This window comes from Leuconostoc citreum, from assembly GCF_007954785.1.
GTDB classification, from domain to species: domain Bacteria; phylum Bacillota; class Bacilli; order Lactobacillales; family Lactobacillaceae; genus Leuconostoc; species Leuconostoc citreum.
This window is the reverse complement of the sequence record NZ_CP042410.1, coordinates 982,825-1,001,160: the sequence shown is the minus strand read 5'-3', so window position 1 is coordinate 1,001,160 and position 18,336 is coordinate 982,825. Positions and strand designations below refer to the sequence as shown.

The following is an 18,336-nucleotide window of genomic DNA, read 5'->3' as shown; positions in this document are numbered from 1 at the left end:
AGAGGGCACCAAAGCTAACGCAATCGATTGAAAATGTCATTGACACCAGAAGATATTATTGATAAAATTAATAAGTATTTACAGCATGTCGTTAAAACGAAATAAAATGCGAGAAAGGAGGGTTATCACATGGCAAAGGTCATCGTACGTAAGAACGAATCTTTGGATGATGCATTGCGTCGCTTTAAGCGCGGTGTTTCAAAGGACGGTACTCTCCAAGAATACCGTAAGCGCGAATTCTATGTTAAGCCTTCAGTTGCTCGTAAATTGAAGTCTGAAGCAGCACAAAAGCGTAACAAGAAGAAGGGCCGTTAATTGGTTCTAAACGTCACTTAGGTGGCGTTTTTCTTTTGTATTCTATGTTAAAATAAAGGCATACAAACTAGAAAGAAGAAATATAATGAGCTTATTAGAAACACTAAACGCTGATATGAAGCAAGCAATGAAGAATAAGGACAAGGAGGCTTTATCTGTCATTCGAATGGTTAAATCAACGGTGATGAATGAGGAAATTAATTTAGGGCACACTTTGACAACGGATGAAGAATTAACTGTTTTGTCACGTGAGGTTAAGCAACGTCATGACTCCCTTTCTGAATTTGAAAAAGGTAATCGTGAAGATTTAGCGGCAGGTATTCGTAGCGAACTTGATGTATTATCTAAGTACTTGCCAAAGCAGCTATCTGATGATGAAGTGAAAGCCATTATTCAAGAAGCGATTACGCAGACAGGTGCTACAACACCCAAAGATATGGGAAAAGTTATGGGGATTGTTACACCCCAAGTTAAGGGGAAGGCAGATGGCAAGTTAGTTGCTAACTTGGTCAAAGCGGCATTGGCATAAGCGTTTATAAGTATGTAGGTAAAATCGGCTCAGCCGATTTTTTAGCATAATGTCAACAAGACATGTTAAACTAAAGTATTAAAGAAAAACGCGTGAAGTTGCGCGTCAGAGGAAAAAATAATGACGAACCCAACAGTTGGCGAAATAATCAAAGCCCAAGTAACAGATGAAAATGACGCCTATTTTTTTGCCCAAGTAGACGGTTACACATACGAAGTAGATAAACTCGAACTAGAAAAGCCGCTAAAATTAGGTGGTTTTGTGACGGGTTTTGCTTACGAAAACGAAAATCATAAGTTGCAGATTACAAAAAAAATACCCACAGTGCAAAAAGACAGTTATGGCTGGGGCACAGTCGTCGCTACGCGCCATGACTTAGGTGTGTTTGTAGCTATCGGTTTACCTAATAAAGATTTGGTTGTTTCATTAGATGATTTACCAACGATAACCACATTGTGGCCACAAAAAGGTGACCGCCTGATGGTGGCAATGAAATCTGATAGTAAGGGACGTTTGTGGGGCGAGATTGCACAGCAATCGATTTTTGATGCCGTTTCACGACGCGCACCAGAAGAAATGAAATCTAAAAAGGTGAAAGCAACCGTTTATCGTAACAAAATTGCGGGAACACTCATTGTGACAGAAGAGTACTATCTTGGCTTTATTCATCCTTCGCAACGATACGATGAACCCCGCTTAGGTCAAGTTGTTGACGCGCGAGTAATTGGCGTTCGAGAAGATGGCAGCTTGAATCTATCTGTTAAGCCATTAGCGTATAAGACAATGGATGAAGATGCGCAATTCTTACTGCTACAGTTACAACGTCGTGCTGATCATTTTCTACCTTTTAATGATAAAAGTGCCCCTGAAGCGATTAAAAAGCAGTTTGGCTTTAGTAAAAGTCAATTTAAACGGGCACTGGGTCATTTATATAAAGCACGTTTAATTACGCAAGTGGATCAAGGTATTCAGTTAGTTGAAAGTGATGACACAACAAATTGAAGATGCAATTTCGGATTATATACACTACATTCGAATCGAACGTGGGCTATCCGAAAATACCATTACAAGTTATCGTCAGGATTTGAATCAATTCGGTATGTATTTATCCCAAGAGCATTTACTATTGGGAGAAGTTGATCATATCGTTGTTTTGTCGTGGTTAAATCGCTTACGAACAAACGGTAAATCCAACAGTTCAGTCATCCGAATGGTCACCTCTTTACGTCGTTTTTTTGGCTATCTCACTCAGGAAAATATGATTACGCATAATCCAATGAGTCATGTAAAGCCGCCTAAGAAAGCCGCACATTTACCCGCAGTTTTAAGTTTTGAAGAAATTGATACACTTTTAGGCGTGCCAGTACCTAGTACACCTTTGGGAATGCGAAATCGGACCTTATTAGAGGTGATGTACGCTACAGGTTTGCGTGTGAGTGAGCTAGTTAATCTGAAAATGAGTGATTTACATATACAATTAGGTCTCATTCAGACGCTTGGTAAGGGCGATAAAGAGCGGATTATACCAATCGGTGAAGTGGCAGTTGATTGGTTAGAACGATACTTTGCTGGTGCTCGTTTAACGCTGTTAAAAGCGCAAGAATCACCTTACGTATTTGTTAATGATCGTGGTGGTCAGTTAACAAGGCAAGGTGTTTGGAAGATTATTAAAAAATTGGTACTGGAAGCTGGCATTACAAAAGATGTTTCACCGCATACATTGCGTCATTCTTTTGCAACGCATATTCTTGAAAATGGTGCTGATTTACGTATTGTGCAAGAGTTATTAGGCCATGCCGACATTTCGACAACTCAAATATATACTCACATTTCAAAAAAGCGATTAAGTGAAGTATACGATGAGTACCACCCACGCGCATAAACAGGGTCATCTAGTAGTGATACAGGAGAATATATGTTAACGCAGGCAAGAAATGACAATGAAAAAACAGTGATGGGTATTTTATCATTACTACCAGGTCTAAGAGAATTACAACATCTTAACGCTGAAATCGCTTGGTATAATGACCGTGATACAAGACGATTATATATTTGGCGTGGTGAAGAACAAGCGCAAGGCGTTTTGGGTGTAGAATTCTTAAAAAAAGACATTGTACTCATTCGTCATCTAGCATTGACACCGGAGGCACGTTCAGCGAGCCATTATTTTGCTATGCTCACTGAGTTTCAGAAACAAAATCCAGATGTTTTCTTAATGGGTACTTTGGATAATCAAAAGTTGATTAATAAATGGAGAAGAACATTGTGACTCAGCGTTTAACAATCAAATTAAGTGAATTTGAAGGGCCATTAGATCTGCTGCTACATCTTATTAAGAAAGCGGAATTAGATATTTTTGATCTGCCTATTGCTGTGATAACTGAACAATATCTATCATTCATTCAAAAACAACAGAGCATGCAATTAGATGTTGCTAGTGAGTATTTGGTCATGGCAGCAACGCTTGTTCAAATTAAATCATCTGATTTACTGCCAAATGACACAATTGAAGTTGACGATATTGAAGTGGATTTTCTTGATCCTAAAGAGACACTAATGTTGCAATTGTTAACGTACAAGCAATTTCAAGTGGCAAGTGAATCCTTGCGAGAACGTGAAAATACCAACCAACAATCATTTTCGCGTTTACCAGCCTTGTCACCGGAATTCAATCAAATGGCGCTGAAGCCGCTCGCACCAGGGCTTGAACTGATAGATTTACAAGTTGCTTTTGAACATCTTTTACGTAAAAAAAGGCAGCAACAACCAATTAGTAGACGTGTTGTCAGTGAAAAATTTACGTTAGCGATGGCATTTGATTATATTGCCCAACAGCTACACGGACAACCCAGAGGCGCAATTATAGCCTTTGATGACTTGTTTGAGAATATGGCTGATAAGGAAGCAATGGTTATGATTTTTTTGGCTTTACTTGAAATGGCTAAGGAAACTAAAATTTCGTTTCACCAAGCTGATGCATCAGCTGATATTTTTTTAGAAATTGAGACATTAAGTGATGATGAATAATTTAGCGCAAATAGAGGCCTTGTTATTTGTGGCTGGCGATGAAGGGATTACTAGTCAAGCGTTATGCCAAATAACACAATTTGATAAGCCGGCAGTGATTGCATTAATTGAACAATTAGCTAATAAATATGCTAATGACACGATGAGCGCTCTAGAAGTAAGAGAAACTGATGGCGCTTACCGATTGGTCACCAAGCCTAGCTTAGGGGGCATAGTTAAAAACTTTTTTGATGCACCTGACAATGCCACACTGTCCCAAGCACAGCTTGAAACATTGGTTATCGTAGCTTATAAACAACCTGTGACACGTGTGGAAATTGACCAAATTCGTGGTGTACAGTCGGCGGGCACGCTTCAAAAATTGATGTTACGCCAGTTGCTTGTTGAAACGGGGCGAAAAGATGAACCGGGACGGCCAATTATGTATGGTACTTCAGCGATGTTTTTAGATTATTTTGGTCTCAAGTCGTTAACTGAGTTGCCACCGTTACCTGATTTTGAAACGTTAGATGTTGATGATGGTGGGACATTATTTGCAAACGTACTGGAATCAGAAAATTTAGAAATGAAAGAAGGGTAAAAAAATGTCTGAAGAAGAAATGCGTTTACAAAAAGTTGTTGCCCAAGCGGGGCTAGCTTCACGAAGAGGAGCTGAAACAATGATTACTGAGGGGCGTGTCAAAGTCAATGGTGAGACTGTCACAACACTTGGTGTCAAAGTTGGCATACATGACACTGTGGAAGTAGATGGTGCGCCGATTGAAGGACGTGAAAAGCTAGTTTATTACCTATTAAATAAACCCCGTGGTGTCGTTACCACAACTAGCGACGAGAAGGGTCGTAAGACAGTTCTGGACTTACTAGAAGATATTGATCAACGTGTTTACCCTGTTGGACGACTAGACTATGATACGACTGGCGCCTTGTTACTGACTAACGATGGCACTATTGCTAACCAATTAATGCATCCAAAGTCACGTGTCGACAAAATTTATCTTGCTAAGGTGTCTGGGATTGCGACTGTTGAAAAATTAGCGCCTTTGAAGCAAGGCGTTATCATCAAAGGCCGAAAAACAGCGCCAGCTCGTGTCACGATTGAACGTGTCGACAAAGATAAAAAAACTAGTATGGTACGTATTATTATTCATGAAGGACGTAATCATCAAGTCAAAGATATGCTGCAAAAAGTGGGCTTACCAGTGGATAAATTAACGCGTGAACAATATGCTTTCTTTGATTTAATTGGCTTACAGTCCGGTGAATATCGTAAATTAACTGGTGTTGAGGTTAAACGACTCAAAGCACAGGATTATAAAAATTATCGTAGAAAATAAATAGATTGCTTTTAATCAGTAATTTTGTTATGATATCAGTTGTAAAATTAAATATTACTTCAGGGTCGGGTGTAATTCCCAACCGGCGGTGAGACATGTTGAACATGGTAAGCCCGCGACCTGTGCAAACAGCTGATCTGGTCAAATTCCAGAGCCGACCGTAAAGTCGGGTATAAAGAAGTTAAAAAAGAAAGTTAAGACTGCCTTTTTGTGATACCCTGACAAATTGTGCAGTTTTTTTGAGGCAAAGAATATGTCTATTTCATTTACACGTACACAGCATTTGACGTTGATTGCTATTTTAAGCGCAATCTCATTTGGTCTAATGCTTTTTCCGCAGATACCCTTGATTCCGGGAGCGGATTTCTTAAAGCTTGATTTTTCCATTGTGCCTGTCTTACTAGCTGGTTATTGGCTTAATGTCACGGCCGCTATGTGGGTTGTCATACTGCGAACAGTCTTAAAGCTCATTTTGGCAAATGAGGGAATTAATACCTATCTGGGGTTGCCTGTCAATTTAGTAGCAGTAATGGTATTTACCTTGTTAATGTTTTGGGTCATGCCAATGTTTGAAACGCGTCAATTCCCACGCCAATTATTAGCAATAATCATAGCAACAGTTGGGTTAACTGTTGCTGCTGTGTTGATGAATTGGTTCGTTGCTGTGCCACTTTATTCGCAGTTTGCACATTTTGACATTGCGCGAATCATTGGCCTGGGACGTTATTTTATAGCCATGGTGATACCATTCAATATTGCACAAGGTATTATTTGGGGGCTAACAAGTATTATTGTGCTTTCGGTTATGAAACCGATGCAACGTAAAGTGATATCTTAATGAAACGTTATAAACAGAGACGACCTCAATGTGGTAAACTTTTAAGTGAACCTATTATAATGGAGGTCGTTTTATTATGAGCGATTTTGAGCCAAATAACATGAGCCGTATGGCACGTTCAAAAAAACAAAAAGTTGAGCCTGAATTTGCGCGCCAATCAGATAGAAGTAGCCATAAGCATAAGGGCTTTAAAATATTTTTGATTGTTTTGGGATTTGCTATTTTATCAAGTGTGCCCATTTATGGTGCACTTAATCACCAGAAAACGCCACAGCAGATAGCGACAGCAACTAGTAAAAAGTCGACATCACAGTCTCAAAAAGCTTCATCTGAACAATCATCTGAGACATCAGCACAAAGTTCCTCAGAACAAGCAAGTTCATCGGAAACAGTGGCTAGTAGCACAGAAGCGCCAGCTGCGGCTTCAAGTGAAGTAGCTGCCAGCAGTGCACCGACGGCACCAAGTACGCCAACAACTAATTCAGCAGTGTTGGGCGCTAGCCAAACACTATATAATTTTGCCGTGACACATGGCATGACAACGGATCAAGTCATTGCGCTTAATCCTGGTTTGTCAGTGAATAATTATACACAATATGCTGGCAGAACACTAAATGTTAAATAACTAATTTTAGAGGTTGATATGAGTCACAATTTTCAGATTGCAATTGATGGGCCAGCGTCGGCTGGAAAATCAACAATTGCTAAAATATTAGCAACAAATTTAAAGTATGTTTATGTCGATACAGGAGCCATGTACCGCACCATGACTTTAGCCGCTAAACAGGCAGGTCTGGCTTATGAAGATGAACAAGGTGTTGTTGATTTACTTGCAAAAACAGTGATTCGTTTTGAGCCCGGAGTGCCAACGCAGCGTGTTTTTCTGAACGATAGTGAAGTGACAGAGGCGATTCGTTCGACTGAAGTCACTAATAACGTGTCGTTGATTGCTTCTTATAAAGCTGTCCGAGCAGACTTGGTTCGTCGCCAACGTGACATAGCCAATAGTCAAAATGTCATTATGGATGGACGTGATATTGGGACAACGGTGTTACCAAATGCTCAAGTTAAAATTTTCTTGGTAGCTAGTGTGTTAGAAAGAGCAGAGCGACGTTACAAAGAAAATAAAGCCAAGGGCATGACAGTTGATTTAGAAACACTAAAAAGTGATATTGAAACACGAGACTACAAAGACTCTCATCGAGCGATCAGTCCTTTGATACAGGCAAAAGACGCGATTTTGGTAGATACTACCGGACAAAGTATCCAAGCTGTAGTATCAGAGATTACAAAGATTATTGAAAAAAAACAGAAACCCTAAGTTACAGCGTGAAAACGCTGTTTTTTACTATACAAGTGGCAATTATTCTGGTAAACTATACCCATAGTGTAAATTGTAGGAGGACGTTAGACGTCATGAGTGAAACAAACAACGAGTTCTTAGCAGCTCTCGAAAGCGCAGCAGATCAAATTAAGGTGGGAGATGTTGTCACTGGTGAACTTTTAGCCATTGATAATGATAACCAAGCGGTTGTTGGTTTGTCTACCGGTGAAGAAGGAGTTGTGCCAGCACGTGAGTACTCAGACGATCGTAACATCAACCTGGCAGACGAATTGAAAATTGGAGACAGCATTGAAGCTGTTGTTATTTCTAATGTTACTAGCGACAAGGAAGGCGTAGCTTACTTGTTGTCAAAGAAGCGTTTAGATGCACGCAAAGCATGGGAAAACTTGGACTTTGCTGAAGGCGACACTGTCGATGCAAAGGTTGTTAATGCAGTTCGCGGTGGCTTGATTGTCATGGTTAACGGCGTACGCGGTTTCGTGCCAGCATCAATGGTTGCAGAACGCTTCGTTTCTGATTTGAACCAATTTAAGAACAAAGATATTAAAGCACAAGTTATTGAAATTGACGCTGCTAATGCACGTTTGATTTTGTCACGTAAGGCTGTTGCTGCGCAAGAACGTGCTGCTCAGTTGGCTGAAGTATTTAGTAAGTTGTCAGTTGGTGAAGTGGTTGAAGGAACTGTTGCTCGCTTGACAGACTTCGGTGCTTTCGTTGACTTGGGTGGTGTAGATGGTTTGGTTCACGTATCAGAAATCTCACATGATCGTGTCAAGAACCCAGCCGATGTTTTGACAAAGGGTGACAAGGTTAACGTCAAGATTTTGGCTTTGGACACTGAAAAGGGTCGTATTTCATTGTCAATCAAGGCAACACAGCGTGGACCTTGGGACGAAGCAGCTGATAAGATTGCTGCTGGATCAGTGCTTGAAGGTACAGTTAAGCGCGTGAAAGACTTTGGTGCCTTTGTTGAAATTTTGCCTGGTATCGAAGGACTTGTCCATGTATCACAAATTTCAAACAAGCGTATTGAAAACCCTTCAGAAGTTTTGAAGTCAGGTGACAAAGTACAAGTTAAGGTATTGGATATTAAGCCAGCCGAAGAACGTATTTCATTGTCAATGAAAGCTTTGGAAGAAAAGCCACAACGTGAAGACCGTCGTAACAATGATGGTTCAGCATCACGTGCGGATATCGCTGCATACAAGCAACAAGATGATTCAGCTGCAACATTGGGTGACATCTTCGGCGATAAGTTGTAAGATATGACTAGGTAAGAGAGCTGGTTCGCCAGTTCTTTTATTTTGAACAAAGTTGAGTGGATAGTTTTTGGTAGTCCACGGTAAGAAAAAAGGAGGTGTCAGCATGGCAGCACCAGTAGTAGCTATTGTTGGTCGACCAAACGTCGGCAAGTCAACGATTTTTAATCGTATGGCTGGTGAACGTATTGCGATTGTTGAAGATAAACCTGGCGTAACGCGAGACCGCTTGTACGCGCCAGCAGAATGGTTGAACTATGAGTTCAGAATGATTGATACAGGTGGTATTGAGCTTGGAGATGAACCATTTCTAGCTGAGATTAGAGCACAAGTTGAATTAGCCATTGATGAGGCTGACGTCATTGTCATGGTAGCATCTGGTCGAGAAGGTGTAACCGCAGCTGACGGAGTTGTCGCAAAAATGTTATACAAGACAGATAAACCAGTGATTTTAGCTGTCAATAAAGTAGATAATCCTGAGATGCGTCAGGATATTTATGATTTTTATTCACTTGGTTTGGGTGATCTATTTCCTGTTTCTGGATCACATGGCCTGGGTCTAGGAGATTTACTTGATGCTGTTGTTAAGCATTTTCCTGATGAGGCAGCCGAACAAGAAGATGACGGAGCCATCCGTTTTAGTATTATTGGTCGCCCAAATGTCGGGAAATCATCTATTGTTAATGCGATGCTTGGTGAAGATCGTGTGATTGTTTCTGATATTGAAGGGACAACACGTGATGCCATTGATTCGCGCTTTGTGACGGCAGAAGGCGATGAGTTTATCATGGTTGACACTGCCGGTATGCGTAAACGTGGTAAAGTTTACGAGAATACAGAAAAGTATTCAGTCATGCGCGCGTTAAAAGCAATTGACAATAGTAATGTGATTTTAATGGTGCTAGATGCTGAAGCTGGCATCAGAGAACAAGACAAGCACGTGGCAGGTTTTGCTCATGATGCAGGTCGTGCGATGATTATTATTGTTAATAAGTGGGATGCGATTGAAAAAGACGGTCACACGATGAAAGAATTCGAAAATTTGATTCGTTCAGAGTTTAAGTTTTTGGACTATGCGCCAATTATGTTTGTCTCAGCAAAAACAGGTCAACGCTTAGATCGTATTCCACAGTTGGTTAAAGATGTGGACGATAATCATCGTAAGCGTATCTCGTCGTCAACATTAAATGATGTGATTATGGATGCCATTGCTGTTAATCCAACACCTACAGACAATGGGCGCCGTTTACGAGTGTATTACGCGACGCAAGTTGCCATTCAGCCACCAACATTTGTTATATTTGTTAATGATGTTGAATTGATGCACTTCTCATACGAGCGCTTCTTAGAAAACAAAATTCGTGAAGCATTTGATTTTACTGGCACACCAATAAAGCTGATTGTACGTGCACGTAAGTAAGCAGCATTGTTGCAATTAAAAAACGTTGTGCCCATCATCTTTTCGAACCTATGTTTTTTATGTGACAAAAAGATTACGAAACGCTGAAAACCCGCGTAAACACTACACATTGGGCGTTTCTTATGTTATTCTAATTACATGAAATAATGTTTCGGCACATTTCAAAACACTTCAAAACCGTATAGCGGTTAATAAATACTCTTAGGAGAAACAACATGGCTAACAAGCAAGAATTAGTAGATTCAGTTGCAAAGGCAACAGGTTTGACAAAGAAAGATGCTACGGCATCAGTTGATGCAGTATTTGCATCAATCGAAGAAGCTTTGAAGAACGGCGAAAAAGTACAATTGATTGGTTTTGGTAACTTCGAAGTTCGTGATCGTGCTGCTCGTAAGGGTCGCAACCCACAAACTGGCGCAGAAATCGAAATTCCTGCATCAAAGGTACCAGCATTCAAGCCTGGTAAAGCTTTGAAGGAAGCTGTTAAGTAAACTATTCCACGTCTAGCGGTTTATAGATGTTCTTATTAGTAGACATTTTTATGTGTTTAACTAATAAGCATACTTGGAGTAAGCTCTTAATGGGTTTGCTCTTTTATTTTACATAGACTAGGCTTTGATCTTTTCACACGTTCAAGATTAATCATGTATTTAAAGGGAGATACACCATGATTGTATTACATGTTTTATTTGGTTTAATGATTTTAGTTGGGACAATTTTGACTGGCATTTCTTTCCAAGGGGACACACAGAAGTTAACAAAGTTACAAAAATTTTCTTTGATTTTTACCACTTCAGCGATTGGATTGACGGTTATTGCTGTCATTAGTATCTCAAGTTCAGTTTACCTCGGAATAGCGTTGTTTGTTATTTTGGCAGTTTATGAATATTTTTCATTTCTACGTCAAACAAACTAATTATTATAAAAAGCCTAATCAGATCTGATTAGGCTTTTTTGATGCGCTGAAATTATTCGACATTGCGATTTCAGAAAGAAAAGTCTAGAATTGTCTTAAGTTAAAAATTATTATTATAGGAGGACGACATAATGTCAGTTGTATCATTAAGCGACGGTTTTAAGATACCACGTATTGGTTTTGGTACCTATAAATTAAATGGTTTTTCAGGGGCACAGGCGATTAGCTCAGCTTTAACAGTGGGTTATCGGTTAATCGACACGGCCTATAATTATCAAAACGAAGGGACAGTTGGTCGTGGTATTAAGGCGTCAATGGTGCCTAGAAATGAACTATTTATTCAATCTAAGTTGCCGGGTAAGTATTATGCAGATGAGCAGGCCACTATAGCATTGGTTCAAGAATCACTATATCGTACGGGGCTAGATTATTTTGATCTATATTTGTTGCATTGGCCAAATCCAATCGACGATCACTATTTAACGGCTTGGCAAACACTCATCCAGCTGCAAAAATTTGGGTTGGTAAAATCCATTGGTGTTAGTAATTTTTTGCCAGAACATATTGAACGCCTTCAGAGAGAGACTGGCGTTTTACCAGTAGTTAATCAAATTGAGCTGCATCCGTATTTCAATCAAAAAGAAATGATTCAGTACAATACAGAAAAAAATATTCTGACACAAGCTTGGAGTCCTTTGGGACGAGCAAGTCGACTTTTAAAGGATAATCTATTGTTAGAGATTGCTGAAAAATATCATAAAAATGTCGGTCAAATTATTTTACGCTGGGAAACACAACAGGGTGTCATTCCGATTCCTAAAGCAGTCAGTTATACCCGACAAGTTGGCAATTTAAATGTATTTGACTTTGAGCTTGAATCGGCAGAAATGTTAGCAATTGATTGTCTTTCTAAAAAGGATGGGCGTACGAACAACCAAGATCCTGCTGTTTACCAGGAATTTTAAGCATAACTTTTAGTTCTCTATCATTCATGAGATTTGTATAATGCCTTTCTGTAGCATTTCTCATCAATAATATGATATAATATAAATGTAACATCAAATAAATTTCAAGGAGAACATCAATATGTCAGTCGAAGAAAAGTTTGATAATGCTAAGGACAAGGTTGCTGGTAAGGCAAAAGAAGTAGAAGGCAAGGTTACCGGGGATAAGGCGCGTGAAGCCGAAGGTAAAGCGCAAGGATTTTTTGGCAAAGCCAAAGATAAGCTATCAGATGCTGCTGAAACAGTTAAAGATAAGGCAGAAGAGGCGGTTGATGCCGTTAAGGATAGCGTTGATAATTTAAAAAAGTAAGCAGTGACGTCAAGGCCATCTCTTAAGAGATGGCCTTTTTTAGTTGTTTAGACGGTTTATATGATAAAATTAAATGTTATTAAAAGTATGCGATGACTGAATGTCGAGAAATCAAACATAAAAAATGAGTCACCAAGCAAGGAGTATGTCATGGAAGTCAATTACGCCCAAGAAATGTTGGACGCCTTATCACAAGGACAAATGGATGCTGCGCAATCTGCGTTTGCCAAATCGTTGCGACAGGATAGTGATGAATTAATCTACAGTTTAGCTGAGGAACTGTATGCGCTTGGCTTTTTAAACCAGTCGAGGCGAGCATATAAAAAATTATTGGCAAAATATCCCGATGAAGATGACATTCGTACGGCGCTAGCCGATATTGCTATTGAAGATGGTGAAGTGGATGAGGCACAGAATTATTTAGCGCAAATCAAACCAGACTCGCCAGCTTATTTGCAAGCCTTGCTTGTCAAGGCAGACATTTACCAAGCCGAAGGGCTGACAGAATCGGCTGAATATAGCTTATTGCAAGCAGAAGATTTGGCACCAGAAGAAATAATCATCCAATTTGCTTTGGCAGAATTTTATTATGCTAACCTTGCTTACCAAAAAGCCATCCCCAGATATCGTAAGCTACTACTCCAAGGCGAGAGAGAAATTAGCCGGGTAGATATTGTTGCACGTTTAGGCGTTGCCTATGCTGCTGTTGGTAATTACGATAATGCGATTGGTTACTTGGAACAGATTAAACCACAGCAAATGACTTTGGATACACAATTTCAACTTGCTGTGCTGTATCAAGAAACAAATCGGGAAGAAGAAGCGATTAAGTTATTTAATGCGATTTTGGATAGCGACCCTAAATATACGTCAATATATCCATTATTGGGCCAGAGTTATGAACGATTACAACAACCTGAGGAAGCTTTTCGCGTTTATCAAGCTGGCTTAATTCAAGATGAAATGAACACGAAGCTTTACCATTTGGCTGGTCATGCAGCAGAAAAAAGTGGGGACGATACCGTAGCGGAGGCTTATTACCAAAAGGCATTGTCAATTGACGAGAGTGATACCACGGCGCTGTTTATGTTGGCTGACTTATACTTACAACATAATCAGTATGCGCAAGCGTTATCACTATTAGAAAAAGAGAATAAAGAAATAGAGGATGAGCGTTTCAATTGGTATTTAGCACGTATCTATCAGGCTATTGGCGATGATGGCAAGGCAAAGCAATACTGGCAAGAAGCTACACCGTTATTTCAAGAAAATTCAGATTTCATGTTGGACTTAATTAATTGGTATCATGAGCAAGGACAACCTGAAGCTGAGATTGAAGCACTTCAGCGCTATCTATTCCTCGTACCTGATGATTTAGATATGCAAATGCGTTTAGAAGATTTGGCTTATTAATTAAGTAGATATCGCATGATATAAATGATTATTGTTTTGTATACAGTAATTTTTGGTATAATAAATTCAAGGACTTTAACATGAAAATCAGTACGTTGCCACAAGAATTTATGCAAGCACAACCCATTTTGGAACATATCGAATCAGCTGGATTTGAAGCTTACTTTGTGGGTGGCGCTGTGCGTGATATGTTATTAAATAAGCCAATTCATGATGTGGATATTGCTACTTCTGCTTTTCCCGAAGAAATAAAAGCCCTATTTACTAAAACAGTTGACACGGGTATTCAGCATGGCACGGTTATGGTTTTGGATCATGGTGATGGCTACGAAATCACGACCTTTAGGACGGAGTCAACTTATACAGATTTTCGCCGACCAGACAAAGTTACTTTTGTACGTAGTTTAGCGGAAGACTTAAAAAGACGTGATTTTACAATCAATGCCATTGCAATGACTAAAGATGGTGACATCATCGATTTATTTGATGGGTTAACTGATATGGCACAAAAACGTATTCGAGCTGTTGGAGATGCTGAGGTGCGCTTTAACGAGGATGCCCTGCGAATTATGCGTGCGTTGAGATTCAGTGCACAACTTGGTTTTGATATTGCGCCACATACTAAGGCAGCCTTGAAGCAAATAGGCCCCAATCTTGAAAAGATTGCGGTTGAGCGTATTCGCGTCGAGTTTGAAAAATTGTTAATGGGGCAATATGCTTCAAATAGTTTGTCTGTCGCTATTGAAGCTGACTTAATCCGGTATTTACCCGGACACATTAAAAGAGAAGATTGGTTGACCATCACAGCTGATCTCAAGCGCAATCAGCCACAGGCAAGAACAGTCATCTGGCCTTACTTTTTATCACGGTTGTCGCTTCGACTAAATGAATTACAGTTATTTATGCGAAGTTGGAAGACTAGTCGGGAAGATATGCGTGCGGTATTAAGTATCGTCCCTATTGTTAAACATGTGCAAACTGTTAGTGTCTTTGAACTGTACGCAATTTATGATTATCAGGCATTATTGTTTGAAGTGTTAACCCTTGTTGGTACACCGTTGGCGACACAACAGCGTGTCAAACAAATATTTGATGCGCTACCTATAACACACAATCGCGATATGTGTATTAGTGGGGGCGACCTCCTGGCTAACAACATTGTTACTCCCGGACCACAAATGGGACGCATTTTGACACAATTAGAGCATGCCGTTATTCAGCGTATCATCAGTAATCGACCAGATAGTTTGTTAGAATATGCAAAGGAATTGGTAGATAATGAAAAAAATTAGAATGGTCTGGGCAGAAGATAGCACGCATGCAATCGGTAAAAACGGTCAACTCGCTTGGCATTTACCTGATGATTTAAAGTTGTTTAAAGCGGAAACTATCAATACATTAATGGTGATGGGGCGAACGACTTGGGATACAATTGGTCGCCCATTACCAGGACGGACGAGTTTAGTTTTAACACATCAAAAAGATTTTAAAACACCGTATGATGATGTTATCATTGCGCACTCTGTTGATGAAGTCCTAGATTATATTGAAAAAGAAACTAGAGATATTTCCATTGCTGGTGGCGCTGCAATATATCATGCGTTCATGCCCTACGCAACTGATTTGATTGTGACGCGCATTGACGTGACAATTGCCGGTGATACTTTTGTTGATGCGATTGACTTATCGCAATTTAAGCTAGTCAGTGCAACAGCACATGACAAAGATGATAAACACGATTATAGTTTCGTTGTTGAACGCTATGAACGTCAGAACTGAGGAGCCTTATGTCTAATATTAGAATTGTAACGGATTCAGCCGTTGCTTTAACACCAGAAGAAATTCAAAAGTATGAAATTACTGTGGTACCATTGACAGTACAAATTGATGGCGTAGTCTATGAGGACGGTGTGACACTACAGCGTGAAGCTTTTTTGGAGCAAATGGCAGTTAGTCAAAATTTACCGCAGACATCGCAACCATCTATTGGTAAATTTCAAGCAGCATACGAAGATATTCGTACACATTATCCCGATGCAGAAATTTTAAGTATTCATTTATCTTCTGGTCTGTCAGGGACAGTTCATGCTGCTGAGCAAGCGGCTGCTTTAACTTCAGCTGAAATTACTACGTTTGATACGTTAAACGCGGATCGTTCTCAAGCCTTTCAAGTGCTTGTAGCAGCTAAAATGGCGCAATCGGGGGCAAAAATGTCTGATATTTTGACTGAACTGGAACAAGTCCGTCAAGAGTCACATACTTTCTTGAGTTTCACCTCGTTAGATAACATGGTCGCCGGTGGGCGCCTTAGCAAAGCATCTGGTATCATTGGTAATCTATTGAATATTAAAGTTGGTGCCGGTGTGGATGCTACTGGTTCTGTAGAAGTCTTAGCTAAGGGCCGTGGTATGAAAGCCATTGCTAAGTTTAATGACGGCGTGATTGCTAAGATGCAGGACTATTCAGAAATGTTAGCTATTGGTGTGTCGCATGCGGGCGTACCGGAAGTCGCCGAAAAAATGGCGCAGCGTTTAAATGCTATCTGGCCAGAAATAAAAATTGAAGTGATGACGACTGGTCCAATTATCTCAACGCATACTGGTATCGGTGCTTTAGCGATATTATATCGTGCACGTTAAATAAAACCCAAAACGGTGAAAAATCGTTTTGGGTTTTATTTTGCTCATTTTTCTGCTATGCTTAATAAGCATTTATCAAAAGCAACACAATGTGTTGGACTAGTTCGGAAACTTCCTAGGATAAAAAACCAAGTAACCTTGAAAGGTAGGAGAGATAATGCAAAAACAAAAAGTAATCATTGATGCCGACCCAGGAATTGATGATAGCCTAGCACTACTTATGGCGCTCAATTCACCAGAGTTGGATGTCATCGGTATATCTATTGTCGCGGGTAATGTGCCAGTAACAATTGGCGTACAAAACGCTTTAAAAGTGTTACAAGAAGCAAAGCGTTTAGATATACCAGTATTTGCGGGGGCAACACACCCACAACATCATGAGTATGTCAGTGCGCAAGACACACACGGTATGGATGGTTTGGGTGAAAGCGATTTATCGTCAGTTGAAGGCGTTACGACCTATAATTTGAACGAGGTCGATGGCTACAGTCAATTGCTGGCATCGGCGCAAGATGTTTGGTTTATGGCACTTGGTCCGCTAACAAATGTTGCAGCATCTATACAGCGACAACCGGCATTGTGGCAACATGTGTCACGTTTAATTATCATGGGTGGGGCGTATAAAACAAATGGGAATACATCGCCTGTAGCAGAATATAATTTTTGGGTCGATCCTGATGCAGCCGATTATGTCTTACAAAACAGTCCTATCATGATTGAATTAGTGCCATTAGATGTCACAAGAAAAATAGTGATGACGCCTAATATATTGCAAATGATGCAATACATTAACCCAGAAAAATCAGAATTTGTAACAAAGATTATTCAATTTTATTTTGATTTTCATTGGCAGCAGGAACATGTTTTAGGCGCAGTCATTAATGACCCATTAGTTGTTTTTTATGCGCTACATCCAAAATTATCAAGACAGCTTACAACCTTCATGACAGTCGTCACGAGTGGCATTGCATTGGGTCAGAGTATTGTTGATATCGCTGACTTTTGGCATGAAAAGCCAAATGCCATACTTCTACAAGAAATTGATGCGCGAGCAGCGATGGCCTTTATAATAGCTCGCTTACTGAATATTTCCTTAGAAAGAGCTATGGAAGAGTTAGACAACATTGCGACTGATTTGGAGTGCTTATCATGACTAGGCATATTTCAGCACAGAAAATAGCTTTAATCGCACTTTTTATTGTCATCAATATTGTTGGAGGCCATTTGGCTTTATATACAAAATTGCCAATTTATCTTGACACTATTGGCACTTTACTAGGCAGTGCATTTTTTGGTCCGGTTGGTGGCTTAATCACTGGTGTGTTAACGGCTTTAATTAACGGCACAACCGGTGATTTATTTTCAATATATTTTATGCCAAGTCAAATGACAACAGCGCTAGTCTCTGGTTTTATTTATCGTCGTGTACGGGCAACGGATGTAAAAAATATTTGGTGGCTAGCCTTGATTATCTCTGTACCGGCGACAATCGTGAGTACAATTATTACAGTGATTCTATTTCATGGGATTACTTCTTCAGGTTCGAGTTTACTGGTTCAAATACTGTATGGTCTCGGTTTCAATCAAGCCTTATCCGTCTTTATTATTCAAGTTGGGACGGATTTTCTTGATCGCTTAATCGGGGTCTATGTTGTTGCAGCTGTTTATAAGACCATAACGCATTATATTAAATGAGATTTAATCACATTTCATTTTAACATAGTGGTTGACAATTCTAATTAATCATTATATGATATAAACATTAACAGAAATGAGAAAAATTATGAACACATCAATCTTGAAAAGCAATCGTTATTATTACTTCTGGTTTATGTAGAACCGTCGCATGTTAAGTGCGTCGGTATACGACGCACTTAGCGACCAGAAGCTTTTCGAGGCTGAGTCACTAGGTGAGCATCACTTAGTGGCTTTTTATTTGTCAATTGATGACTATTTAGAAAATCGTACTAGGTGAACTGCACCTAGT

General features: G+C 39.7%; 23 protein-coding genes and 1 riboswitch. All 23 genes read left to right on the top strand.

Annotated elements, in window-relative coordinates:
- Nucleotides 1-129 precede the first annotated feature (129 nt).
- The 23 genes from rpsU to FGL72_RS04910 all read left to right on the top strand — a co-directional run bounded on the left by rpsU (nucleotide 130) and on the right by FGL72_RS04910 (nucleotide 18,044).
- Nucleotides 130-315 carry a 30S ribosomal protein S21 gene (rpsU, locus tag FGL72_RS05020; protein WP_004899901.1) on the top strand — a complete coding sequence of 62 codons (186 nt, stop codon included), beginning with the start codon at nucleotides 130-132 and terminating at the stop codon, nucleotides 313-315.
- An 85-nt stretch (nucleotides 316-400) separates the two neighbouring features.
- The gene (locus FGL72_RS05015) at nucleotides 401-844 is read left to right on the top strand and encodes a GatB/YqeY domain-containing protein (RefSeq protein ID WP_004899894.1); all 444 of its coding nucleotides are present in this window, start codon (nucleotides 401-403) and stop codon (nucleotides 842-844) included.
- Nucleotides 845-964: 120 nt separating this feature from the next.
- The gene (locus FGL72_RS05010; RefSeq protein WP_004899892.1) at nucleotides 965-1,846 is read left to right on the top strand and encodes a CvfB family protein; all 882 of its coding nucleotides are present in this window, start codon (nucleotides 965-967) and stop codon (nucleotides 1,844-1,846) included.
- A complete protein-coding gene (gene xerD, locus FGL72_RS05005) occupies nucleotides 1,830-2,726 on the top strand; it encodes a site-specific tyrosine recombinase XerD (RefSeq protein WP_004899891.1) in 897 nt (298 codons plus the stop codon). The genes FGL72_RS05010 and xerD overlap by 17 nt, the downstream gene beginning before the upstream one ends.
- A gap of 33 nt (nucleotides 2,727-2,759) precedes the next feature.
- Nucleotides 2,760-3,113: a hypothetical protein gene (locus FGL72_RS05000; RefSeq protein WP_004904068.1), complete on the top strand. Its 354-nt coding sequence runs from the start codon at nucleotides 2,760-2,762 to the stop codon at nucleotides 3,111-3,113.
- On the top strand, nucleotides 3,095-3,871 hold the full coding sequence (locus FGL72_RS04995; protein ID WP_133286216.1) for a segregation and condensation protein A: 777 nt from the start codon (nucleotides 3,095-3,097) through the stop codon (nucleotides 3,869-3,871). Before FGL72_RS05000 ends, FGL72_RS04995 begins: the two co-directional genes overlap by 19 nt.
- On the top strand, nucleotides 3,864-4,451 hold the full coding sequence (scpB, locus tag FGL72_RS04990; RefSeq protein ID WP_085699292.1) for an SMC-Scp complex subunit ScpB: 588 nt from the start codon (nucleotides 3,864-3,866) through the stop codon (nucleotides 4,449-4,451). The genes FGL72_RS04995 and scpB overlap by 8 nt, the downstream gene beginning before the upstream one ends.
- Before the next feature lie 4 nt (nucleotides 4,452-4,455).
- The gene (locus FGL72_RS04985; RefSeq protein ID WP_004899882.1) at nucleotides 4,456-5,205 is read left to right on the top strand and encodes a pseudouridine synthase; all 750 of its coding nucleotides are present in this window, start codon (nucleotides 4,456-4,458) and stop codon (nucleotides 5,203-5,205) included.
- A 51-nt stretch (nucleotides 5,206-5,256) separates the two neighbouring features.
- Nucleotides 5,257-5,392, top strand: a riboswitch (FMN riboswitch).
- Nucleotides 5,393-5,458: 66 nt separating this feature from the next.
- Nucleotides 5,459-6,043 (top strand): ECF transporter S component, encoded by a 585-nt coding sequence (locus FGL72_RS04980; protein ID WP_085698944.1) that lies wholly within the window; start codon nucleotides 5,459-5,461, stop codon nucleotides 6,041-6,043.
- A 76-nt stretch (nucleotides 6,044-6,119) separates the two neighbouring features.
- Nucleotides 6,120-6,668, top strand: a complete 549-nt coding sequence (locus FGL72_RS04975; RefSeq protein ID WP_085698946.1) for a brain acid soluble 1 family protein — start codon at nucleotides 6,120-6,122, stop codon at nucleotides 6,666-6,668.
- Between the two features lie 18 nt (nucleotides 6,669-6,686).
- Complete coding sequence (gene cmk / locus FGL72_RS04970; RefSeq protein WP_004899873.1) at nucleotides 6,687-7,364, top strand: (d)CMP kinase; 678 nt, start codon at nucleotides 6,687-6,689, stop codon at nucleotides 7,362-7,364.
- Nucleotides 7,365-7,459: 95 nt separating this feature from the next.
- On the top strand, nucleotides 7,460-8,650 hold the full coding sequence (gene rpsA, locus FGL72_RS04965; protein ID WP_004899870.1) for a 30S ribosomal protein S1: 1,191 nt from the start codon (nucleotides 7,460-7,462) through the stop codon (nucleotides 8,648-8,650).
- Nucleotides 8,651-8,753: 103 nt separating this feature from the next.
- A complete protein-coding gene (gene der, locus FGL72_RS04960; RefSeq protein ID WP_146992833.1) occupies nucleotides 8,754-10,067 on the top strand; it encodes a ribosome biogenesis GTPase Der in 1,314 nt (437 codons plus the stop codon).
- Between the two features lie 215 nt (nucleotides 10,068-10,282).
- Nucleotides 10,283-10,558, top strand: coding sequence for an HU family DNA-binding protein (locus FGL72_RS04955; RefSeq protein WP_004899865.1), 276 nt, complete (start codon nucleotides 10,283-10,285; stop codon nucleotides 10,556-10,558).
- Between the two features lie 176 nt (nucleotides 10,559-10,734).
- On the top strand, nucleotides 10,735-10,983 hold the full coding sequence (locus FGL72_RS04950) for a hypothetical protein (RefSeq protein WP_004899862.1): 249 nt from the start codon (nucleotides 10,735-10,737) through the stop codon (nucleotides 10,981-10,983).
- Nucleotides 10,984-11,114: 131 nt separating this feature from the next.
- Entirely contained in the window at nucleotides 11,115-11,948 is an 834-nt protein-coding gene (locus FGL72_RS04945) for an aldo/keto reductase (protein WP_085698950.1), read from the top strand.
- Between the two features lie 121 nt (nucleotides 11,949-12,069).
- The gene (locus FGL72_RS04940) at nucleotides 12,070-12,297 is read left to right on the top strand and encodes a CsbD family protein (protein WP_004899857.1); all 228 of its coding nucleotides are present in this window, start codon (nucleotides 12,070-12,072) and stop codon (nucleotides 12,295-12,297) included.
- Between the two features lie 150 nt (nucleotides 12,298-12,447).
- Nucleotides 12,448-13,710 carry a tetratricopeptide repeat protein gene (locus FGL72_RS04935; protein ID WP_085698952.1) on the top strand — a complete coding sequence of 421 codons (1,263 nt, stop codon included), beginning with the start codon at nucleotides 12,448-12,450 and terminating at the stop codon, nucleotides 13,708-13,710.
- 80 nt (nucleotides 13,711-13,790) lie between these two features.
- Nucleotides 13,791-15,002, top strand: a complete 1,212-nt coding sequence (locus FGL72_RS04930) for a CCA tRNA nucleotidyltransferase (protein WP_085698954.1) — start codon at nucleotides 13,791-13,793, stop codon at nucleotides 15,000-15,002.
- The gene (locus FGL72_RS04925) at nucleotides 14,989-15,489 is read left to right on the top strand and encodes a dihydrofolate reductase (RefSeq protein WP_036069277.1); all 501 of its coding nucleotides are present in this window, start codon (nucleotides 14,989-14,991) and stop codon (nucleotides 15,487-15,489) included. Before FGL72_RS04930 ends, FGL72_RS04925 begins: the two co-directional genes overlap by 14 nt.
- Before the next feature lie 8 nt (nucleotides 15,490-15,497).
- A complete protein-coding gene (locus FGL72_RS04920) occupies nucleotides 15,498-16,349 on the top strand; it encodes a DegV family protein (RefSeq protein ID WP_085698956.1) in 852 nt (283 codons plus the stop codon).
- A 157-nt stretch (nucleotides 16,350-16,506) separates the two neighbouring features.
- Nucleotides 16,507-17,502, top strand: a complete 996-nt coding sequence (locus FGL72_RS04915; RefSeq protein ID WP_085698958.1) for a nucleoside hydrolase — start codon at nucleotides 16,507-16,509, stop codon at nucleotides 17,500-17,502.
- Nucleotides 17,499-18,044 (top strand): ECF transporter S component, encoded by a 546-nt coding sequence (locus FGL72_RS04910; protein ID WP_004899844.1) that lies wholly within the window; start codon nucleotides 17,499-17,501, stop codon nucleotides 18,042-18,044. The genes FGL72_RS04915 and FGL72_RS04910 overlap by 4 nt, the downstream gene beginning before the upstream one ends.
- Nucleotides 18,045-18,336: the final 292 nt, after the last annotated feature.